This is a genomic window from Brevundimonas sp. T2-11 (assembly GCF_055397675.1).
Genome location: NZ_AP027920.1, coordinates 2,063,730 through 2,083,552, shown reverse-complemented (window position 1 = coordinate 2,083,552; position 19,823 = coordinate 2,063,730). Strand labels below are relative to the sequence as shown.

The following is a 19,823-nucleotide window of genomic DNA, read 5'->3' as shown; positions in this document are numbered from 1 at the left end:
GCATGGATGACGGACGCGTCGCATCCGGCCTTCAGACTCCGGCGATTGAAGCGCCGTTGACGGAAGCCCAGTCCGGCCTGTGGTTCGCCCAGAGGCTGGACCCCGCCAACCCGATCTTCAACACGGCCCATTATCTCGACATCCGGGGCGATCTGGACGTCGAGGCCTTCCGCGCCGCCGTCGATCAGACCGCCGCCGAGGCCGAGGCTCTGTCGCTGCGTTTCGTCGAACGAGACGGCGAGGTGTTCCAGACCCTCGATCCGACCCATCGGCCGCTGTTGCAGATCGTCGACGTGTCCGCCGCCGCCGATCCGCTCGCCGAGGCCATGGCCGCCATGCGCCGCGATCATGAGACGCCGCTGGACCCGACGCGCGATCCGCTGGCCGCCAACATCCTGTTCCGCATGGGCCCGCAGCGCTTCCTGTGGAGTCTGCGCGTCCACCATCTGGCTGTCGACGGCTTCGGCATGGCCCTGCTGACCAACCGCACAGCCGAGCTTTACAACGCCGCGCGCGGCGGCCCGGCGCCCGGCCCGGTCTTCAACCCCATCGCCAAAGTATGGGAAGAAGACGCCGCCTACCGCGCCTCGGACAAGCGCACGGCCGACGCCGCCTGGTGGCGCGAGATCATGGGCGACGCGCCCGAGGTCGCCTCCCTGGCGCCCGGCAAGGCCACGACCGCACACCGCTTTCACCGCATCGAGCGCGCCCTGCCGCCCGAGGTCACGGCCCGCTTGCGCGCCCGCGCCGACGCCGGGCGCCTGTCATGGCCCGACGTGCTGACCGCCATCGGCGCCGCCTACGTCCGCCGCTTCTCGGGCGCAGAAGAGGCCGTGATCGGCGTGCCGTGGATGGGCCGCATGGGCAGCGCCTCGGCGCGCACGCCCGCCATGATTATGAACGTCCCGCCGCTGCGCCTGACGCTGGACGAGGACGCGCCGCTGGACGAGCAGCTGATCCTGGCCTCCAAGGCCCTGATCAAGACCCGCCGCCACGGCCGTTACCGCAGCGAGCAGTTGCGGCGCGATCTGGGCCTGATCGGCGGCGCGCGGCGTCTGTATGGGCCGCTGGTCAACGTCCTGCCATTCGATCTGCCGCCGCGTTTTAGCGGGCTGGACACGACACTGAAGGTGCTGGGCACCGGTCCGGTGGACGACATCAGCTTCACCTTCCGTGGCGACGCCGCCCCGGCCCTGACGCTGGAGGTCGACGCCAACCCCGACCTCTATACGCTGGACGAAGCCGCCGCCCACGCCGAGCGTCTGGCCGCCTTCCTGACCAATGCGCTCGACGCCGAAACGCTGGGCGAGGTCCCCATCGCCACGCCGGGCGAGGCCGTGCGCGAACTCGAAGCCTTCAACGCCACCGCCCATCCGGTTCCCGACACGACGCTGACCGCCCTGCTGGAGGCGGCGATGAAGTCGACGCCGGACGCTCCGGCCCTAACCTTTGGCGACCAGACCCTGACCTACGCCGAACTGGACCGCCGCACGGCGCCGCTGGCCTCGGCGCTGGCGGCGCGCGGCGTGGGGCGTGAGAGCCTCGTCGCCGTGGCCCTGCCGCGTTCGCTGGAACTGGTCATCGCGCTTGTCGCGACCCTGCGCGCAGGCGGCGCCTATCTGCCGCTCGATCTGGAGCATCCGGCCGAGCGCATCGCCGCCATCGTCCGCGCCGCCGGACCGAGCGTTGTGTTGGCCCATGACGACATCGGCGGCGCCTTCGGCGAGGCCCAGCTGGCGCCTTCCGACTGGCCGCTGGACGGGTCCGCGCCTGCCGTGGCGCAAGGGGGCGAGGACGCCGCCTATGTCATCTACACCTCGGGGTCGACCGGCGATCCCAAGGGGGTGCTGGTCGAGCATCGGGCCATCGTCAACCGCCTGCTGTGGATGAAGGCCGAATACGGCATCGGCGCCCAGACCCGCATCCTGCAAAAGACGCCCGCGACGTTCGACGTGTCGGTGTGGGAGTTCTTCCTGGCCCTGATTTCGGGCGGCGAACTGGTCGTGGCCCCGCCCGGCGCGCACCGCGATCCGGCCGCCATCGCTCTGTTGATCCGCCGCCACGCGATCACCGACCTGCACTTCGTCCCCTCCATGCTGTCGGCCTTTCTGGCCGATCCGGCGGCCAGGGGGATCGCGGTCGCCCATGTCTTCTGCAGCGGCGAGGAACTTCCCGCCGAATTGCGCGACCGTTTCCACCAGACGGTGAGCGCCGAACTGCACAACCTCTACGGCCCGACCGAGGCGGCGGTGGACGTCAGCTATTGGGCCGCCGGGCCGGAGGATACGTCTCGGCCCATGCCGATCGGCTGGCCGGTGTGGAACACGCGGCTGGTCATTCTGGACGAGCGGCTGCGCCCCGTGGCGCCCGGCATGGGCGGCCATCTGCATCTGGGCGGGGTGCAACTGGCGCGCGGTTATCTGAACCGGCCTGACCTGACCGAGGACCTCTTCATCCCCGATCCGCACCATCCGGGCCAGCGCCTGTATCGCACCGGCGACGTGGCGCGCAGGCGAGCGGACGGATCCGTCGTCTATCTGGGCCGCAGCGACCATCAGGTGAAGATCCGCGGCCTGCGTATCGAACTGGGCGAGATCGAAGCCGCCGTCATCGCCAGCGGTCTGGCCCGCGAGACGGTGGTGCTGGCCCGAGAAGACCGGCCGGGAGAGCGCCGTCTGGTCGCCTATCTGGTCCCGGCCGAGGGCTATGATCCCGCTGCCCTGAAGGCCAGGCTGGCCGCGCGCCTGCCCGATTACATGGTGCCCGCCGCCATCGTGGCGCTGGACGCCCTGCCGACGACCTCCAACGGCAAGCTGGACCGCAAGGCGCTGCCCGCTCCGGTGTTCGAGGCCGCGGCGGGCCGGGCGGCCGAGACGCCGACCGAGACAATCATCGCCGAACTGTTCGCCGAGACGCTGGGCAGGTCCGAACCGGCGGGCGCCGACGACGACTTCTTCACCCTGGGCGGCGACTCCCTGCTGGCGGTGCATCTTATGATGCTGATCCGCGAACGGCTGGGGCGCGATCCGGGGCTGGGCGCCCTGTTCGACCGGCCGCGCGTGGCGGAACTGGCCGCCCTGATCGACGCCGAGGCGCTGGACTTCGACAACGGGCTGGGCGTGCTGATCCGTCTGGCCGAGGGCGATGCGGCCCTGCCGCCGCTGTTCCTGATCCACCCGGCGGGGGGGCTGTCGTGGGGGTATCGGACGCTGGCGCGCGCCCTGTCGCCGCGCCGCACGGTGTGGGGCGTGCAGTCGCCCGCGCTGGACCCGCAGAACGCCCTGCCGGACGGGATCGACGCGCTGGCGTCCGTCTATGTCGATCACATTCTGGCCTTGGGCGCGCCCGGTCCGGTGCATATCGCCGGTTGGTCCGTCGGCGGCATCATCGCCCAGGCGGCGGCGGTCGAGCTGGAGCGGCGCGGCGTCAGGGTCGGGTTGATGGCCATGCTGGATTCCTATCCGGCCGAGTGCTGGCGCGCCGAGCCGGACCCGAATCCGGTCGACGCGATGCGCGCCCTGCTGGCCATCGCCGGATACGACCCGACCCAGTATCCCGAACTGCGGAGCCGCGCGGCCATAGTCGCCTTCCTGAAGGCAGGCGACAGCGCGCTGGGCGGCCTGCCCGAGGCGGCGCTGGACGGAGTGATCCGCGTGGTGCTGGACACCAACCGTCTGGTGCGGGAGCATCATCACAGGCCCTTCGGCGGGCGCACCACTCACGTCCGCGCGGCGCTGGACCACAAGGAGCGCGACCTGACGCCCGGCCTGTGGCGGCCTTACGCCGTCGATCTGGACGTGGTCGAGGTTCCCTTCCTGCACCCGCAACTGACCGGCCCGGCGGCGACGGCCCTGATCGCCCCGGCGCTGGACGCCCGTATGACCGCTTTCGAGGAGACCGCACGATGAGAGACAGCGGACTGTCCGACCGTCTGGCCCTGGTCACGGGGGCGGGCGGCGGCATCGGCGCCGCCGTGGTGCGCCTGCTGGTCGAGGAGGGGGCGCGCGTGGTCGCGTCCGACCTGCCGTCCACCGCCCTGTCGGGTCTGGCCTTCCTGAACGGCGTGCGCGTCGAGCCGCTGGACGTGTCCGACGGCGCGGCGGTCGAGGCCCTGTTCGACCGCATCGAGGCCGAGGACGGCCCGATCGACTTCGTCGCCAGCGTGGCGGGCGTCCTGTCCAATGTGACGGTGGATCAGACCTCCGACGCCGAATGGCGCCGCGTCTTCGCGGTCAATGCGGACGGGGTCTTCCATCTGGGCCGCGAGGTTTCGCGCCGGATGGGGGGGCGGGGGCAAGGGGCCTTCGTCACCGTCAGCTCCAACGCGGCGGGCGTGCCGCGTCATGCGATGGCGGCCTATGCGGCGTCCAAGGCGGCGGCGACCATGTTCACCCGCTGTCTGGGGCTGGAGCTGGGGCCAAAGGGCGTCCGCTGCAACATTGTCGCCCCCGGCTCGACCCTGACGCCGATGCAGACCGGCATGTGGGCCGACGAGGACGGCGCCGCGCGTGTCATCGCCGGCTCGCCCGAGACCTTCAAGGCGGGCATTCCGCTGCAGAAGCTGGCGACGCCCGAAGACATCGCCGAGGCGGTGGTCTTCCTGCTGTCCGACCGCGCCGCCCACATCACCATGACGGATCTCTACGTCGACGGCGGGGCCACGCTGAAAGCGTAGCAAAGAGAGAGGTTCGGGCGTCTCAGAGGCCGGATTGGGTTCTGAGGCGTTTCAGGACCTCGGCAGGGGTGTCCGGCTGGGGGGCTGGTTTCGAGCGATCGAACACGCGGGTGACGGGCTTGGGCTTCTGCACCGGACGCGCGGGGTCATGGAAGGGATTGGCGTCGAACAGGCCCGTGAAGATGGGGTCGACCCGATAATTGGGCAGTCGTGCGATCACAGGCATGTCGCCGGACAGTTGAAGCAGCATCTCGTCGTCATCGAGATCCAGAAGTTGTTCGGGCGAACCAAAGCCGACGAGCTTCGACATGGCCTCGGCGGCGAGCATGGTGTTGGCGCCGAAACATTGCACCGCGCGGCAGTTGTTGACCATGGTCTGCCAGTCGCGAGGATACAGGTTTCGGAGCTGGCTGGGGTCCTGCCAGAAGCTCCAGGTCTGCAGGCCATAGCCGCGCATCAGGGTGATGGCGCGGCGCAGGTCGTCGAAGGCGCCGAGCTGGGCCGCTTCGTCCAGGATGAACAGGGTCGATTGCTTCGGGCGGCCGCTGCGTCCCGAGATCAGGGTCATCAGGGTATGGACCCATAACCTCAACAGACGGCCGTGACTTTCGAGCATGTGGGGCGGCAGCACGAGGTAGATGGACAGCGGGTCGCCGCGCTGGACGGCGCCAAGATCGAAACTGGTGGTTCGCAGCGCCGGGCCGATCATGCCCGATCGCACCACAGCGACCAGACTTTGTGAGAAAGACAATATGCCGCCCAGGGTCGAGACGGCGCCGATCCGCAACATGCGGCCGATGTCGCGAGCTTCCGCATTTCGCGACGCCTCCAGCATCGACAACACCGTGCCCGCCAAGGCGTCGCCCGGGCTTCTCTGTTCGGCGGCCGCGCCGTAGATTCCGATTTCGCCTACGGCTTGGTTCACCAGGGCTCGGACGGTTTCCAGATGACGGCGGGCCGGCGGCAGATCGCTCATGACATGCAGCAGGACGCCCAGGATGAAGGTCGCGCCACGCTCTCGCCAGTAGCCGCCGTCGCTGACGTCATGCTCGGCGTCCGGGCTCGCCAGGGCCGATACGACCGCCATGGCGTCATCAACGAAGGTCGGGCTTTCCGGATCAAGGACATCAAGCGGATTCAGGGTCGCGGCGGGCAGGCCGGTCACCCCCATCGGGTCGATCACGGCGACTTCCTGACCCAGTTCACGACGTCGCCGCACGGTCATCAGGGCGTTCTCGCCCTTGGGGTCGATCACGATGACCGGACCTTCGAAACGGAGCAGGGCAGGAACAATGCAACCGGTGCCCTTGCCCGCACCGGTAGGGGCGATGGTCATCAGATGCCCCTCGCGTTCCATCAGTATGGGGTCGATCAGCGAGGCTGCGGAGCCCGTGGTCGCCGCAGCTCCGAACTTGAACCCAATGGGGCGACGGCGCGGCTGTCGCTCCAGCGACCAGCCGACGATCAGGCCTTCCTCGTCGATCTGTTGCGGCAGGTCGAGTTCGCTGTCGACAGGGATCATGCTCATCAGGCTGGACCTTTCCCATTCAGGACGACGAACAGGCCGTCCATGTGTTCGCTGCGCAAGGGGAGGTTCTCGATCAGAACCTCGTCGTCGGTCATTTCCAGCATGCCGTTCGGCGTCAGGGCCAGAACCGCGACGAAGAGAGCTTCTCCGTAAGCGATTTCCGCGACATACCGCCACCGACCCTCGTCATCGAAACCGGCAGGAGCAGGCGTGGCTGTGTGGTCGACACACAGGGAGCGCAGAGTTTCGACATCGGTCGCGCGATCCGCGAGAACGTCGAATGATTCCGCCAGCTGGAAGCGTTCGCCGTCATTACGCACCAGGTTCATGAACAGGCGAATGTAATCCAGTCGCGCTTCTTCATCGAACAGCTGCGGGCCGACCGTCTCGTTCAGGTCATGAATCCAGACGGAAGTTCCGTCGGCGGCGTGAATGTCGTCGTCTGTGATCAGGAAGGTGGCGATCCCGGCCGCGCCGCCGGCGAGCCTCCCCTGGGTCTCCACCAGCACGGCGCCGTCGTAGCAGCGCAGGGGACGTGACCGCACCCGATCACAGAAGGCGGCCAGGGGCAGGGGAGTCGCCGACGGCCCCATGTGAAAACGGCTTCCGATCAGCCGCAGAACCGAGGCGGCTGTCTCGGGCGACAGATCGCTCCAGTCTCCGGGCGATAATGGTGCGCGACTCCAGGCGGCCGCCGGATGGCGCGTGGCGTGGTCGAGGCGTTCAAGCTCATCCTCTGTCATGGGGCGCGCACGATCATGATGCCTGTGCCAGGCCACCGCCAGCTTGCCGGACCAGACCGCTTGAACCTGAGCCGGCAGATCGTCCAGTTCACGGCCTGCCACAATGCGATAGACGTCCTGGGCGGCGGCCCAGAATTCCGGATTGCTGGTCGTCCCGTCGATCAGGTGTGAAGAGATGGGGCGTTCGCCGTCGCTTGGTCGCTGCAGCCGGCGCAGCAGCGGCGCCAACTGGTCGAGGCGAGGTCCCAGTTCGGCGTTGGGGGCCTGGCGAACCAGGACCTCCACGCGCCTCAGTCGCTGGGCGGTCTGGAGCAACTGGTTCTTCAATGCGCCATCGGCCGCGGGCAGGTTCTCCATGATCTGAGCGGTGTCGGACAGGAGATAGGCCGCCACTTCAGCATTGGACCAGGTCTGTTCGGTTAGCGTGAAAAAGCGTCCGCCCAGGGTGGTCGGGGTCATGAGGCGTCGACAGCTCCCCAGCGGGGCTTTGACAATGACATCCGCCAGGCGGCGGCACGTATCGGCCTTGTCCGCGACGGTTTCGCGGGCCTTCACGTCGTCGCTGGTCATGGAGTCGAAAAACGCCGCGGCGACCCTCAGCGCATCGGCGGCCAAGGCGCTGACGGTGTCGCCGACGCGCCGCGCCGGATCCAGATCGACGGTTGGCGCGGCGGCCTGTGCATCACTGGTCATTTGATCGCCCCTGAGACGAAGCCAAGAAAACGCCGGGCCGACTCGCCTCGTCAAGCTGCAGCCGCAACGAGAGGCGTAGCCAGTGGGGCTCAGGCTCTCTCGCGGTCGCCCAATGCGACGATATCATGCCGCCTCGGTTCTATGCGCGCTGCAGGTCGAGCCGCATTCCCGCGACGATCAGGCAGGCGGCGTCGGCGATAGCCGCGACGCCCTGGTTCAGGCGGCCCGCCTCGTCGCGGAAGCGGCGGCCCAGAGGATTGTCGGGCACCAGGGACCAGCCGACCTCGTTGCTGACGACCCACAGGGCGGCGGGGCAGGCGGCCAGCGCGGCCGTCAGGTCGTTCATGGCGGCGGGAAGGTCGTGATCTCCCAGCATCTGATTGCTGAGCCACAGCGTCAGGCAGTCGATCACCACAACGTCGTCGGCGTCCAGGTCGCGCACGGCGGCGGCCAGGTCCAGCGGCGCTTCCAATGTGCGCCAACCGTCGCCGCGTTCCGTCCGGTGGCGGTCGATTCGATCGCGCATCTCGTCGTCGAAGGCCTCGGCGGTGGCGATCATCAGGGGAGGGCGACGGGTCGCGGTCGCCGCCTGTTCAGCCTGCTTCTGAGCGTAGGCGCTCTTGCCAGAGCGGGCGCCGCCGAGAACCAGGGTGATGGCCATGCTTCGTCTCTCCGGTTGACCTGAGGGGCGCGCGGTCCTATCGCCACGGTCGCGTCAGGTTCCCCGAAAGGGGATTGAAAGGGAACGGAGTGTGAAACTCCGGCTGTTCCCGCAACTGTAAGCGGCTAGCCCGCGCGTCATACGCCACTGGCGGTCCGGAAGGCCACGGCCTGAACGACTTCTGGGAAGGCGACGCGCACCGGCCTTGATCCGCGAGCCAGGAGACCTGCCTGTCGCCGTCGTTCTCCGCGCGGTCGGGATGTGCCGAGCGGTCGAGGCAACTCGTGTGACGACAGTCGTAAACCAGCCGCGTCAGCGGCCGCTTTCGCTCATCCGGGCGACGGGCGGTTCGGCGCGGCGTCGTCATATGGAGAACCGGAATGAACCGGACCGCATTCGCTACCCTGGCCGCCGCCAGCCTTCTGGCCGGCGCGCCCGCCTTCGCCGCCGAAGTCACCGACCAGCAGGCCGCCGCCCCTGACGTGGCCGGTCGCGCCGGCGCCACCGCCGTGGCCGACGTCATCGTCACCGCCAACCGTTCGGCCCAGCCGATCGAACGCGTCGGCGCCTCGGTCACAGTCCTGACCCAGGCCGCCATCGAAGCGCGCCAGACCCCGGTCGTGGCTGATCTTCTGGCTCAGACGCCGGGCGTCAGCTTCACCCGCAACGGCGGGCCGGGCGCCTCGACCAGCCTGCGCATTCGCGGCGCCGAAGGGCACCACACGGTCGTCCTGATTGACGGGGTCAAGCTGAACGACCCGGCCTCGACTCAGGGGGGCTTCAACTTCGGAAACCTGTTGATCGGCGACACGGCGCGCATCGAGGTGCTGCGCGGCGCTCAGTCGACCCTGTGGGGCAGCCAGGCCATCGGCGGCGTGGTCAACATCGTCACCGCCGAACCGACCGAAGCCCTGCAAGGCAGCCTCGACGCCGAGGCCGGCGCGCGCGGCACGACCTATTTCCGGGGCGGGGTCGGCGGCGCGAACGATCGCCTGAGCTGGCGCCTGGCGGCTAGCCGCTACAGCACCGACGGCTTCTCGGCCTTCGCCAAGGGGACCGAGGACGACGGCTATTCGAACACGGGCCTTTCCGGGCGCTTGAACGTGAAGATCACGGACGCGGTTTCGCTGGACCTGCGCTCTGTCTGGTCCGATGGGCGGGTCGATATCGACGGCTTTGGCGTGGATAACCGCGAGTATTCCAACACCCAGGAACTGGTGACCTATGCCGGTCTGAACTTCGACCTGCTGGATGGGCGTTTCCGTAACCGCATCGGCTATGCGGCGACGGATACTGAAAGCCTGAACATCAACCCCGACAACAAGCTCGAACAACGAACCTATGATGCGACGGGCGAGAACCGCCGCTGGGAGTATCAGGGCGTCTTCGCCGTCAACGACGCCCTGTCCACGACCTTTGGTCTGGAACACGAAAAATCGGAAATGAGCGTCCGTTCGGCCAGCGACTGGGACCCCAACGCCCCCTTCTATAAGGGCACTGCTGAACTGAACAGCGCCTATGCCCAGGTGCAATGGACGGCGGTCCCGGGGCTGACCCTGACGGGCGGCCTGCGGTACGACGACCATGAAAACTACGGCGATCAGGTTCTGGGCCAGGTTGCGGCGGCTTGGGCGCTGAACGAGGGCGACACGATGCTGCGCGCCAGTTGGGGGCAAGGCTTCCGCGCGCCGGGCCTGTATGAGCTCTACAGCCAATACGGCAATCTCGACCTTCAGCCCGAAGAGTTCGACAGCTGGGAGATCGGTGTTGAACAGCGCCTGTTCGATCGCGCTGTCGTGTCCGCGACCTATTTCAACCGTCAGGCTGACAACGAGATCAAATATAACGGCTGTGCCGAAGAGGTGGGTAAGCCCAACGACCCGCTCTGCGTCATTGGAAAATATATTGATGACCAGGGTGAAGAGCGAGACCTGCTGCGGTTTGGCTACTACCGCAACCTGCTGAAGACCGAGGCTCAAGGCGTCGAGTTGATCGGCCGCGTGGACGTGACTGACCGTCTGAATGTCAGCGCCAACTACACTTGGACGGACGCCAAGAACGCTTCGGGCGACAACGATGGCAAGCGATTGGCGCGCCGTCCCGAGCATATGGCTAATTTAGCCGCTGACTACGCCTTCGCATTCGGGCTGAAGACGGGGGTGTCGGTGCGCTATGTCGGCGAGACGTTCAATGACGTCGAGAACAAGTCGCCGGTCGACGCCTACACCTTGGTCGACCTGCGCGCCTCCTATCCGATCAACGACACCCTCGAAGTCTATGGCCGGATCGAGAACGCTTTCGACGAGGACTATCAGACGGTCCTGAACTACGGCGCGCCGGGCCGCGGCGTGTTCGGCGGCGTTCGCGTCCGGTTCTGATGTGATGAAGGACGCCGCGTTTCTGACGACGGCGACCCGGCACGGCGGCGGCCTGATGACGGCCGCCGCCGTCTATCCCGACGCGCCGCAGCCCTGGCTGGACCTGTCCACGGGGATCAATCCCGAACCGTGGCGGGGACCGCGCGCGTCGGAGGAGGCGCTGAACCGCCTGCCCGATCCCGCCGCCCTGGCGGCGCTGGAGGCGGTCGCTGCAGCCGTCTTCGGCGCTTCGCCTGAGCGGACGGCGGCGGTTGCGGGGGCCGAGGCGGCGATCCGTCTGCTGCCCCTGTTGCTGGGCGTGCGGGCGGTGGAGGTGGTCGGCCCGACCTACGGCGCCCACGCCGAGACCTGGCGGGCGGCGGGCGTGGCGACGCGTCTGATCGCGCCCGATCAGGCGGCGGCGTCGCAGGCGGGCGTGCTGGTCATCGTCAATCCGAACAACCCCGACGGCCGCCTGACCCGGCGGGCCGATCTGATCGCCATGGCGCGGGCGCGCTCCAAGGCGGGGCGCTGGCTGGTGGCGGACGAGTCCTTCATCGAATGCGCGCCCGGCGACAGCGTGTCGGACCTGGCCGAGCCGGGGCTGATCGTCCTGCGCTCGTTCGGCAAATTCTATGGTCTGGCCGGGGTGCGGCTGGGCTTCATGCTGGCGGCGCCCGAGCTGATCCGGCGATTGCGCGCGTTTCAGGGCGACTGGCCGGTCGGCGCGGACGCCTTGACGCTGGGGCGCGGCGCCTACGCTGACGAGGCCTGGCGGCGCCGGACCGAGGCGGCTCTGGCCGAGCGGGCCGACCGGCTGGACGACCTGTTGGCGCGGGCGGGGTTCCAGATCATCGGCGGGACCAGCCTGTTCCGCATGGCGCGCACGCCCCACGCCGCGCGCTGGTTCCAGCGCCTGTGCCGCGCGGGAATCCTGACCCGGCCGTTCGATCACACGCCGGACGCCCTGCGCTTCGGCGTCCCGGCCGAGCGCGACTTCCCCCGACTGCGACGCGCGCTGGAGAACTTCGGATGAGGGCGACCCGGCGACAGGCGTTGGCGGGAACCTTGGCGGGCGCGGGGGCCATGCTGGTCGCCGGACCGGCCGCCGCCGACGCCGCCCCGCGCCGTGTGGTGTCGCTGAACGCTTGCCTCGACGCCATCCTGGTCCACGTCGCCGACCGGGGGCAGATCGCGGCCCTCAGCCACTATGCGCGCGAGCCGGTCGGCTCGACCATTTCCGAGGTGGCCAAGACCCTGCCCTTCACCTGGGAGACGGCGGAGGAGGTCATCGCCCTGCGCCCTGACCTGGTGCTGACCAGCCGCCACAGCGCCCTGGCCACGCGCAACGCCCTGGGCCGCCTGAACATTCAGACCGAGCTGTTCGCCGTACCCGACAGCGTGGCGGCCAGTCTGGAGCAGGTGCGGGAGGTGGCGCGTCTGGTCGGCAGGCCGGCGCGGGGCGAGGCCCTGATCGCGCGCATCGAGGCCGCCATCGCCGCCGCCGCCCCGTCGCCGGGGTCGGCGCCGCTGACGGCCCTGATCTATCAGCCCAACGGCTTTTCCGCCGGGCGCGGCACTCTGATGGACGAGATGATGACCCGCGCCGGGTTCGAGAACGTCGCCGGCCGCTATGGCCTGGGCAAATGGGGAAACGTGCCGGTCGAGCGCCTGCTGGCCGACCCGCCCCAGGTGCTGCTCAGCGGCGTGCCGGTGCGCGGCTCGCGGACCTGGGCCGACCGGGTGATGCGCCATCCGGCGCTGAAGTCCCTGTCCGGCCGGATGGTGCAGGCGCAGCTGGAAGAGAAGCTGCTTTATTGCGGCGGGCCGGTGCTGATCCAGACCGCCGCCGCCCTGGCTCGCGCGCGCCGCACGGCGCTGGAGGCCCTGACATGACCCTGCCGCGTCCGTTGATCCTGATCGGGCTGCTGGCCCTGATCGCCGTCCTGTTCGTCGCCAGCATGAGCGCCGGACGCGTCTGGATTCCTTGGAACGACTGGACCGCCCAACGCGGTGATCCGGCCTGGGCCATCCTGTTCGAATTGCGCCTGCCGCGTACGGTTCTGGCTCTGATGGTCGGGGCGGTGCTGGGCCTGACCGGCGCGGCCTTGCAGGGCTACACCCGCAACCCCCTGGCCGATCCGGCGATCCTGGGCGTGTCGACCATGGCGGCGCTGGGGGCGGTGCTGACCTTCTATCTGGGCGCGGCGGCCAGCGCGCCGTGGGTCTTGCCGGTCGCGGCCATGATCGGGGCGGGGATCGGCGTGTTGCTGCTACTAGCCTTGGCGGGGGCGACCAGCAGCGTCGTCACCTTCATCCTGGCCGGAGTGGTGATCCAGACCATGGCGGGGGCGGGCGTCGCCCTGGCGCTGAACCTGGCGCCCAACCCCTGGGCGGTGAACGAGATCGTCAACTGGCTGATGGGGTCGCTGGCTGACCGCAGCGTGGTCGAGCTGAGGCTGGCGGCGCCGGGCATGATCCTGGGCTGCCTGCTGCTGTTGACGCAAGGAAGGACGCTGGACGCCCTGACCCTGGGCGAGGCGGGGGCGCGCTCCTTGGGCGTGCGGCTGGATGTCGGGCGGCTGATGCTGGCGCTGGGGGCGGCCTTGGCGGTCGGCTCGGCCGTGGCTGTGACCGGGTCGATCGGCTTCGTCGGCCTGATCGTGCCGCATCTGCTGCGGCCGCTGATCGGCGCGCGACCCGGCGGCCTGCTGCTGCCTTCGGCCCTGGGCGGGGCGGTGCTGACGCTGGCGGCGGACATTCTGGTGCGGCTGACGCCCGCCTCGACTGAGATCAAGCTGGGCGTGGCCATGGCGGCCTTGGGCGGACCCTTCTTCCTGGCCCTGCTGATCAGCATGAGAAGGAAGCTGGCATGAGCATCCTGCGCGCGGAGAATCTGTCCGTCCGCCTGGGCGACAAGGCGGTGCTGAACGGCGTCGACGCGGCCTTCACGCCGGGGCTGGTGACGGCGATCGTCGGACCGAACGGGGCGGGCAAGTCGACGCTGCTGGACTGTCTGGCCGGGCTGCGAAAGCCTGACGCCGGACGAACGACGCTGGACGGGGGCGACCTGCGCAGCCTGCCCGCGCGCGAGCGGGCGCGCCGCATCGCCTATCTGCCTCAGAACGCCGAGATCGCCTGGGCGGTCGAGGGGCGGACCTTCGTCGGCCTGGGCCGCACGCCCTACGTCGGCGCCTGGGGCCTGAGGGCGGACGACCGGGACGCCGTGGCACGCGCCATGGCCGTGGCGGGGGTGGAAGGCTTCGCCGACCGCATCGTCTCGACCCTGTCGGGCGGCGAGCGGGCGCGCGTCATGATCGCCCGCGCCCTGGCGGGGGAGCCGCAATGGCTGTTGGCGGACGAGCCGCTGGCGGGCCTCGATCCGGGTCATGTGCTGGACGCCTGCGACCTGTTCCGGCGGCTGGCGGACGAAGAGGGGCGGGGCGTGGTCCTGACCCTGCATGACCTCGACGCCGCCCTGCGCGTGGCGGATCGGGTGATCGTCCTGGCCGAGGGGCGGGTGCTGGCCGATGCCGCCCCGGCCGAGGCCCTGTCGCCCGCCGTGCTGAAGGCGGCCTATGGCGTCGAGGCGCGCACCCTGGACGGCGTGCGCGGCCCGGTGCTGGAAATGGTCAGCCGTGCCCGTTAGCAGCCTGCCCACGCCGTGGATCGTCGCGGGCGCCCTGCTGGTCGAGGGCGTCGCCGGCTGGCCCCGGCGTCTGTCGCATCCGGTGGCGTGGATCGGTGCCCTGATCGCTCTGCTGGAGCGACAGTGGAACGGCGCTGAGCGGCCGGAGTGGATGCGCCGCGTGCTGGGCGTCGTCACGGTGCTGATCCTGATCGCCGTTGCGGGCGGGGCGGGCTGGGGCGTGCAGGCGCTGGCCGCCGTCTCGCCGTTCTGGCCGGGATTGGCGTTGCTTGTGGTCTGCGGGGCGACGGGGCTGGCGGCGCGTAGTCTGTTCGATCACGTCCGCGCCGTGGCTCGGCCGCTAAAGGCGGGCGACCTGCCCGCCGCGCGTCTGGCGGTCGGCATGATCGTCGGCCGGGACGTGGAGGCGATGGACGAGGGCGAGATCGCGACCGCCGCCCTGGAAAGCCTGGCCGAGAGCTTCTGTGACGGCGTCGTCGCGCCGGTCTTCTGGTTCGTGATCGGCGGCCTGCCGGGGCTGTTCGCCTATAAGGCGGTCAATACCGCCGACAGCATGATCGGCCATATGGAGCTGCGCTGGCGGGCCTTTGGTTGGGCGGCCGCCCGGGCTGATGATGTGATGAACTGGGCTCCGGCGCGGATCGCCGGCGTCTTGTTGGCGCTGGGCGGTTGGCAGGGTTGGCGGATCATGTGGCGTGACGCCGGAAAGCACGCCTCACCCAATGCCGGTTGGCCGGAGGCGGCCATGGCGGGGGCTCTTCGCGTTCGACTGGGCGGGCCGGTGCGTTATGACGGGGCGCTCTGCCATAGGCCTGATTTCGGCGACTGGGCGCCGCCTCGAGGGCATGATCTGGGCCGAGGGCTTCGTGTTTACGGCGTCGCTTGCGTCGTCTTGATCTTGCTTCTGATGATGGGAGGCCTGGCATGGCCGCGTTGACCGAGCTTCTGGCCCTGCCAGCGCTGGATCGTGTGCTGCAGACCTCCCTTCAGAGGGCGCTGGACGGCAAGGCCAAGCCGGTCGGCGCCCTGGGCCGGATCGAGGATCTGGCCCTGACGCTGGGCCTGATCCAGCAAACGCTGCGTCCGACCGTGCGCAAGCCCGTGCTGCTGGTCTTCGCCGGAGATCATGGCCTGACGCGCTCGGGCGTGGCGGCCTATCCGGCGGGCGTGACCGTGGCCATGGTCGACACCCTGCTGACGGGCCGGGCCAGCGCCAACGCCTTCGCCAGGGTCGTCGGCGCGCAGGTGCGGGTGATCGACGCAGGCGTCGCCGCCGACCTGTCGGACCGTGCGGGCCTGATCCAGGCCAAGGTCGCACCGGGCACGAAGGACGCCTCGGTCGAACCGGCCATGACGCTCGATCAGGCCGAGGCCGCCCTGCTGCAAGGCGCCGCCATCGCACGGGCCGCCATCGACGACGGCGCCGACGTGATCGCCCTGGGCGAGATGGGCATCGGCAACAGCGCCTCGGCCGCCCTGCTGATGCACCGGCTGGCGCCTGCGCCTCTGGCCGACTGCGTGGGGCAGGGGGCGGGGCATTCGCCCGAGGGCATGGCGCGCAAACAGGCCGTGCTGGCCCAGGCCGCCGCGCGTTCGGACGCGACGGCGCCGCTGGAGGTGCTGACCCAGTTCGGCGGATTCGAGATCGCCATGATGGCCGGGGCCCTGCTGGGCGCGGCCGGGGCGGGCGTGCCGGTCATCGTCGACGGCTTCATCGGCTCGGCGGCGGCCCTGCTGGCGATCCGGCTGGCGCCGAATGCGCGCGATTACTGCATCTTCGCCCACGCCTCGGCCGAGGCGGGGCATCGCCGGATGCTGGAGGCCGTCGAGGCGCAACCCCTGCTGGGCCTCGACATGAGGCTGGGCGAGGGGACGGGCGCGCTGCTGGCCGTGCCGCTGCTGAAGGCGGCCTGCGCCCTGCTGTCAGACGTGGCCGAGCTGAAGGACATATTGGAGGCCGCGCGATGATCGGGCGCGAGGCGCGGCTGTTCGTCTGCGCCCTGCAGTTCCTGACGCGCCTGCCGACGCCGCCGCTGCGGGATTTCCAGCCTGAGTGGATCCAGCAGAGCGCGCGCTGGTTCCCGCTGGTCGGACAGGTGGTGGGCCTGATCGCGGCGGCCATCATGTATGGCGCGGCGCAGTTGTGGAGCCCGTGGATCGCGGCCCTGCTGGCCGTGGCGGCGGGCGTGGCCCTGACTGGTGGCTTCCACGAGGACGGGCTGGCCGACACGGCCGACGGCCTGGGCGGCGGTCAGACGCGGGCGCGGCGTCTGGAGATCATGAAGGACAGCCGCCTCGGCTCATACGGCGCGCTGACGCTGGGGCTGACGCTGGCGCTGCGGGTGGCGGCGCTGGCGATGCTGGTCGGCCTGTCGCCGTGGATGGCGGCTGTGGCGCTGGTCGCCTCGCATGGCCTGGGCCGGGCGGCGGCGGTCGGGGCGATGGCGCTGATGCCCTATGGCGGCGATCCCGGCATGGCCAAGGAGGGCAGGCCGGACCGCGCCTCGATGAGGGGGCTGGCGGTCGCGGTGCTGATCGCCCTGTGGCCGCTGGCCCTGCTGCCGGTCATGGCGGGCGTGGTCGGGGTGGCGGCGGGGCTGGTCGTCGGCGCCGTCCCGGCGTGGCAGGCGCAGCGGCTGATCGGCGGGCGCACCGGCGACGTGCTGGGCGCGGTCGAGCAGATGTTCGAGGTCGGCTTCCTGCTGGCCGTCGCCGGGCTGCTGGCGGCATGAGGCTGATCGTGTCGCCCCTGCCGCAGGTCGAGCGGTTGCTGGCCGCGCATCGTCCGTCGCATCTGGTGACGCTGGCCTCGCCGGGGGCCGACGCGGCCTTTGACGCCGAGCATCGGCTGGACCTGCGCTTCAACGACATCGCCGCCCCGCGCGAGGGGCTTGTCGCGCCGTCCCTTGAACACGTCGAGGCTCTGCTGGCTTTTGCGAAGGGATGGAGCGGGGCGCGGCCGCTGTTGATCCACTGCTGGGCGGGGGTCAGCCGTTCGACGGCGGCGGCCTATGTCATCGCCTGCGCCCGCACGGCGCCGGGGCGCGAGGCCGCGTGGGCCGCGCGTCTGCGAGACGCCGCGCCGACCGCCACGCCCAACCCCCTGATCGTCTCGCTGGCTGATCGCCTATTGGATCGCGACGGCGCCATGATCCGCGCCGTCGAGGCCATCGGCCGGGGCGCCGAGACGGACTGGGGGGCGCCGTTCGAACTGGACCTGACCGCTGAAGGAGGCGACCGCCGATGAGCGACCCGCACGACGCCGAACTGAACGCCCGCCACGCCGAGAAGATGAAGCGCATCCAGGCCGCCCGCGCCCGGATGATGCAGTCCAAGACGGTCGAACGCGGCCTGGTCATCGTCCACACCGGGACGGGCAAGGGCAAGTCGACGGCGGCCATGGGCATGGTCTGCCGCATGATCGGCCACGGCATGAAGACCTCCATCATCCAGTTCATCAAGGGGGCGATGGAGACGGGCGAGCAGACCCTGTTCGACAGCTTCCCCGACCTGGTCGAGATGCGGCCGATGGGCGAGGGCTTCACCTGGGACACGCAGGACCGCGCCGCCGACATCGCCAATGTCCGTCGCGCCTGGGAAGCCGCCAAGGCCCGCATCATGGACCCGGAATGGAAGATGGTCGTTTGTGACGAACTGAACATCGCCCTGCGCTACGACTACCTGCCGGTCGAGGAGGTGCTGGAGGTTCTGGCTGCCCGCCCGGCCGACACCCACGTCGTCATCACCGGCCGCAACGCCCCGGACGCCCTGATCGAGGCGGCCGATCTCGTCACCGACATGCAGATGGTCAAGCACCCGTTCCGGGGCGGGGTGAAGGCCCAGGCCGGGGTGGAGTTCTGATGACGGCGCGGCTGATCGTCTGCACGACCTGCCGCTATTCGGAGGAAGATGGGGCCGAGGCGACGGAAGGTTCCGCCGGCCAGGCCCTGCGCGATCTCGTCGCCGCTGTGATGGAGCGAGACGACAGCGGCGATCTGCGCCTCGAGAGTCAGGCTTGTTTGTGGGCCTGCGCCAGTCGTTGCACCATCTACCTGTCCGCGGAGGGGAAGCCCGGCTATCTGGCCGGGCGCTTCATGCCTGACCTCGCGGACGCCGAGGCGATCGTAGACTTCGCCCGCCTGTACGCCGCGAGTCCGCAAGGCGCGGTCGCCTACCGCGATTGGCCGGAGGGCATGAAGGGACGCTTTATCGCGCGCCTGCCGTCATGACCGGGACGGACCGCTGAACGAAAGGTTTCGTCCAGCGGCCAGGCCTGGGGTCAGATTGGAAGGCGGTTCCTAGGCCGCCAGAATTTCATCAGCGGGTCCGAAGAACTCATAATGGATGCGGCTGGCAGGCACGCCAGCCGCTGCGAGATCAGATACAAGCGCCCGCAGGAAGGGGCGAGGACCGCAGAGATAGTAGTCTGCTTCCTGGATCGGCGTCTGCTCTGCCAGCCAGGCGCCGGAAACCTGCCCCTGACAGGCATCGGTCTCGACGCTGCTTGCGGTCGCCGTTTCATAGAAGACGGTGTTTCGCGCCTTGGGATGGGCGGCGATCAAGCTCTGTACGTGATCGCCCATGGCGTGGGTCTGGGCGTCGCGTGCGCCGTGGACATAGTGAACTTCGGCTTCGAGGCCTTGCGCCACGATGCTCTCCAGCATCGACACCATCGGCGTCAGGCCGACACCGCCGGACAGCAAGACCACAGGTCGCTCGGGGACGTCGGGCATGAAGAAGTCGCCCGCCGGCGCGCCGACTTTCAGCACGGCGCCGATGCGGGCGTTGTCGTGCAGCCAGTTGGAAGCCAGGCCGTGAGGCTCGCGCTTGACCGAAATGCGATAGGTCGCGTTGTTCGGCGCAGACGAAATGGAATAGTTGCGTTTCACGGGCGCATGGCCGGGGATATCGAACCAGAAGGTCAGATACTGGCCCGGCCGATGGCGCAACACCGGGCCGCCGTCCCTGGGCTTCAGCACGAATGAGGTGATGACCGAGCTTTCGGGGCGAACCTCGACCACTTCGAAGGCGCGCCAACCGTTCCATCCGCCCTCTGCGGCGGCCAGATTTTCATAGATGGCGGCTTCACGCGTAATCAGCAGATTGGCCAGGAACCAGTAGGCGTCCGCCCATGCGTCCATGATCTCCTCGGTCGCAGCATCCCCCAGAACATGGGCGATGGCGCCCAGAAGGGCGTTTCCGACATGGGGGTAGTGTTCGGGCAGGATCTGCAAGCCGACATGCTTCTGGGCGATACGCTCGACCGCCGCCGCCAGGACGCCCAGATTATCGATATTGTTGGCATAGGCCAAGATGGCGCCGGTCAGGGCGCGCGGCTGCGAGCCCGTATCGCCGTGGTGCGACTGATTGAACAGATCGCGGATCTCGGGATTCTGGAACATCCGAGCGTACATCTCGTGGACGATATCGAGGCCATGGGCTTCGAGCGCAGGGACAGTGGCTTTGACAAGCGCGATCGTGCGCTCGCTGAGGGCTTGGGCCATCAGAGTTTCCTTG

17 protein-coding genes and 1 riboswitch are annotated in these 19,823 nt (G+C 69.3%); of the genes, 13 read left to right on the top strand and 4 right to left on the bottom strand.

What is annotated here, in order from left to right; translation table 11 throughout:
* The first annotated feature begins 2 nt into the window (after positions 1–2).
* On the top strand, positions 3–3,908 hold the full coding sequence (locus tag ACZ5XO_RS10310; protein WP_464162267.1) for an amino acid adenylation domain-containing protein: 3,906 nt from the start codon (positions 3–5) through the stop codon (positions 3,906–3,908).
* On the top strand, positions 3,905–4,675 hold the full coding sequence (locus ACZ5XO_RS10305; RefSeq protein WP_464162266.1) for a 2,3-dihydro-2,3-dihydroxybenzoate dehydrogenase: 771 nt from the start codon (positions 3,905–3,907) through the stop codon (positions 4,673–4,675). The genes ACZ5XO_RS10310 and ACZ5XO_RS10305 overlap by 4 nt, the downstream gene beginning before the upstream one ends.
* 22 nt (positions 4,676–4,697) lie before the next feature.
* On the opposite strand, the gene ACZ5XO_RS10300 is transcribed toward ACZ5XO_RS10305, so the two are convergent.
* The 3 genes from ACZ5XO_RS10300 to cobU form a co-directional block, all read right to left on the bottom strand.
* The gene (locus ACZ5XO_RS10300) at positions 4,698–6,203 is read right to left on the bottom strand and encodes a type IV secretory system conjugative DNA transfer family protein (protein WP_464162265.1); all 1,506 of its coding nucleotides are present in this window, start codon (positions 6,201–6,203) and stop codon (positions 4,698–4,700) included.
* Positions 6,203–7,639, bottom strand: a complete 1,437-nt coding sequence (locus tag ACZ5XO_RS10295; protein WP_464162264.1) for a hypothetical protein — start codon at positions 7,637–7,639, stop codon at positions 6,203–6,205. The genes ACZ5XO_RS10300 and ACZ5XO_RS10295 overlap by 1 nt, the downstream gene beginning before the upstream one ends.
* 139 nt (positions 7,640–7,778) lie before the next feature.
* Positions 7,779–8,300, bottom strand: a complete 522-nt coding sequence (gene cobU / locus ACZ5XO_RS10290; RefSeq protein ID WP_464162263.1) for a bifunctional adenosylcobinamide kinase/adenosylcobinamide-phosphate guanylyltransferase — start codon at positions 8,298–8,300, stop codon at positions 7,779–7,781.
* A gap of 39 nt (positions 8,301–8,339) precedes the next feature.
* Positions 8,340–8,548: riboswitch (cobalamin riboswitch) on the top strand.
* Between the two features lie 132 nt (positions 8,549–8,680).
* On the opposite strand from cobU, the gene ACZ5XO_RS10285 reads away from it, so the two are divergent.
* Genes ACZ5XO_RS10285 through ACZ5XO_RS10235 form a run of 11 tightly spaced genes read left to right on the top strand, consistent with a single transcriptional unit; the run spans position 8,681 to position 18,535 of the window.
* Positions 8,681–10,678: a TonB-dependent receptor plug domain-containing protein gene (locus ACZ5XO_RS10285; protein WP_464162262.1), complete on the top strand. Its 1,998-nt coding sequence runs from the start codon at positions 8,681–8,683 to the stop codon at positions 10,676–10,678.
* A 4-nt stretch (positions 10,679–10,682) separates the two neighbouring features.
* Positions 10,683–11,693 (top strand): threonine-phosphate decarboxylase CobD, encoded by a 1,011-nt coding sequence (gene cobD / locus ACZ5XO_RS10280; RefSeq protein WP_464162261.1) that lies wholly within the window; start codon positions 10,683–10,685, stop codon positions 11,691–11,693.
* Positions 11,690–12,553: an ABC transporter substrate-binding protein gene (locus ACZ5XO_RS10275; RefSeq protein WP_464162260.1), complete on the top strand. Its 864-nt coding sequence runs from the start codon at positions 11,690–11,692 to the stop codon at positions 12,551–12,553. Before cobD ends, ACZ5XO_RS10275 begins: the two co-directional genes overlap by 4 nt.
* The gene (locus tag ACZ5XO_RS10270; protein ID WP_464162259.1) at positions 12,550–13,533 is read left to right on the top strand and encodes a FecCD family ABC transporter permease; all 984 of its coding nucleotides are present in this window, start codon (positions 12,550–12,552) and stop codon (positions 13,531–13,533) included. Before ACZ5XO_RS10275 ends, ACZ5XO_RS10270 begins: the two co-directional genes overlap by 4 nt.
* Entirely contained in the window at positions 13,530–14,306 is a 777-nt protein-coding gene (locus ACZ5XO_RS10265; protein WP_464162258.1) for an ABC transporter ATP-binding protein, read from the top strand. The genes ACZ5XO_RS10270 and ACZ5XO_RS10265 overlap by 4 nt, the downstream gene beginning before the upstream one ends.
* Positions 14,296–15,243, top strand: coding sequence for an adenosylcobinamide-phosphate synthase CbiB (cbiB, locus tag ACZ5XO_RS10260; protein ID WP_464162257.1), 948 nt, complete (start codon positions 14,296–14,298; stop codon positions 15,241–15,243). Before ACZ5XO_RS10265 ends, cbiB begins: the two co-directional genes overlap by 11 nt.
* Positions 15,231–16,274: a nicotinate-nucleotide--dimethylbenzimidazole phosphoribosyltransferase gene (gene cobT, locus ACZ5XO_RS10255; protein WP_464162256.1), complete on the top strand. Its 1,044-nt coding sequence runs from the start codon at positions 15,231–15,233 to the stop codon at positions 16,272–16,274. Before cbiB ends, cobT begins: the two co-directional genes overlap by 13 nt.
* Entirely contained in the window at positions 16,271–17,038 is a 768-nt protein-coding gene (gene cobS / locus ACZ5XO_RS10250; protein ID WP_464162255.1) for an adenosylcobinamide-GDP ribazoletransferase, read from the top strand. Before cobT ends, cobS begins: the two co-directional genes overlap by 4 nt.
* Positions 17,035–17,553: a tyrosine phosphatase family protein gene (locus tag ACZ5XO_RS10245; protein WP_464162254.1), complete on the top strand. Its 519-nt coding sequence runs from the start codon at positions 17,035–17,037 to the stop codon at positions 17,551–17,553. Before cobS ends, ACZ5XO_RS10245 begins: the two co-directional genes overlap by 4 nt.
* Complete coding sequence (gene cobO, locus ACZ5XO_RS10240; protein ID WP_464162253.1) at positions 17,550–18,167, top strand: cob(I)yrinic acid a,c-diamide adenosyltransferase; 618 nt, start codon at positions 17,550–17,552, stop codon at positions 18,165–18,167. The genes ACZ5XO_RS10245 and cobO overlap by 4 nt, the downstream gene beginning before the upstream one ends.
* Positions 18,167–18,535, top strand: a complete 369-nt coding sequence (locus tag ACZ5XO_RS10235) for a DUF1636 family protein (protein WP_464162252.1) — start codon at positions 18,167–18,169, stop codon at positions 18,533–18,535. Before cobO ends, ACZ5XO_RS10235 begins: the two co-directional genes overlap by 1 nt.
* A 69-nt stretch (positions 18,536–18,604) precedes the next feature.
* Here ACZ5XO_RS10235 and hmpA read toward each other — a convergent pair whose 3' ends face one another.
* A complete protein-coding gene (hmpA, locus tag ACZ5XO_RS10230) occupies positions 18,605–19,810 on the bottom strand; it encodes an NO-inducible flavohemoprotein (RefSeq protein ID WP_464162251.1) in 1,206 nt (401 codons plus the stop codon).
* Between the last annotated feature and the right edge of the window lie 13 nt (positions 19,811–19,823).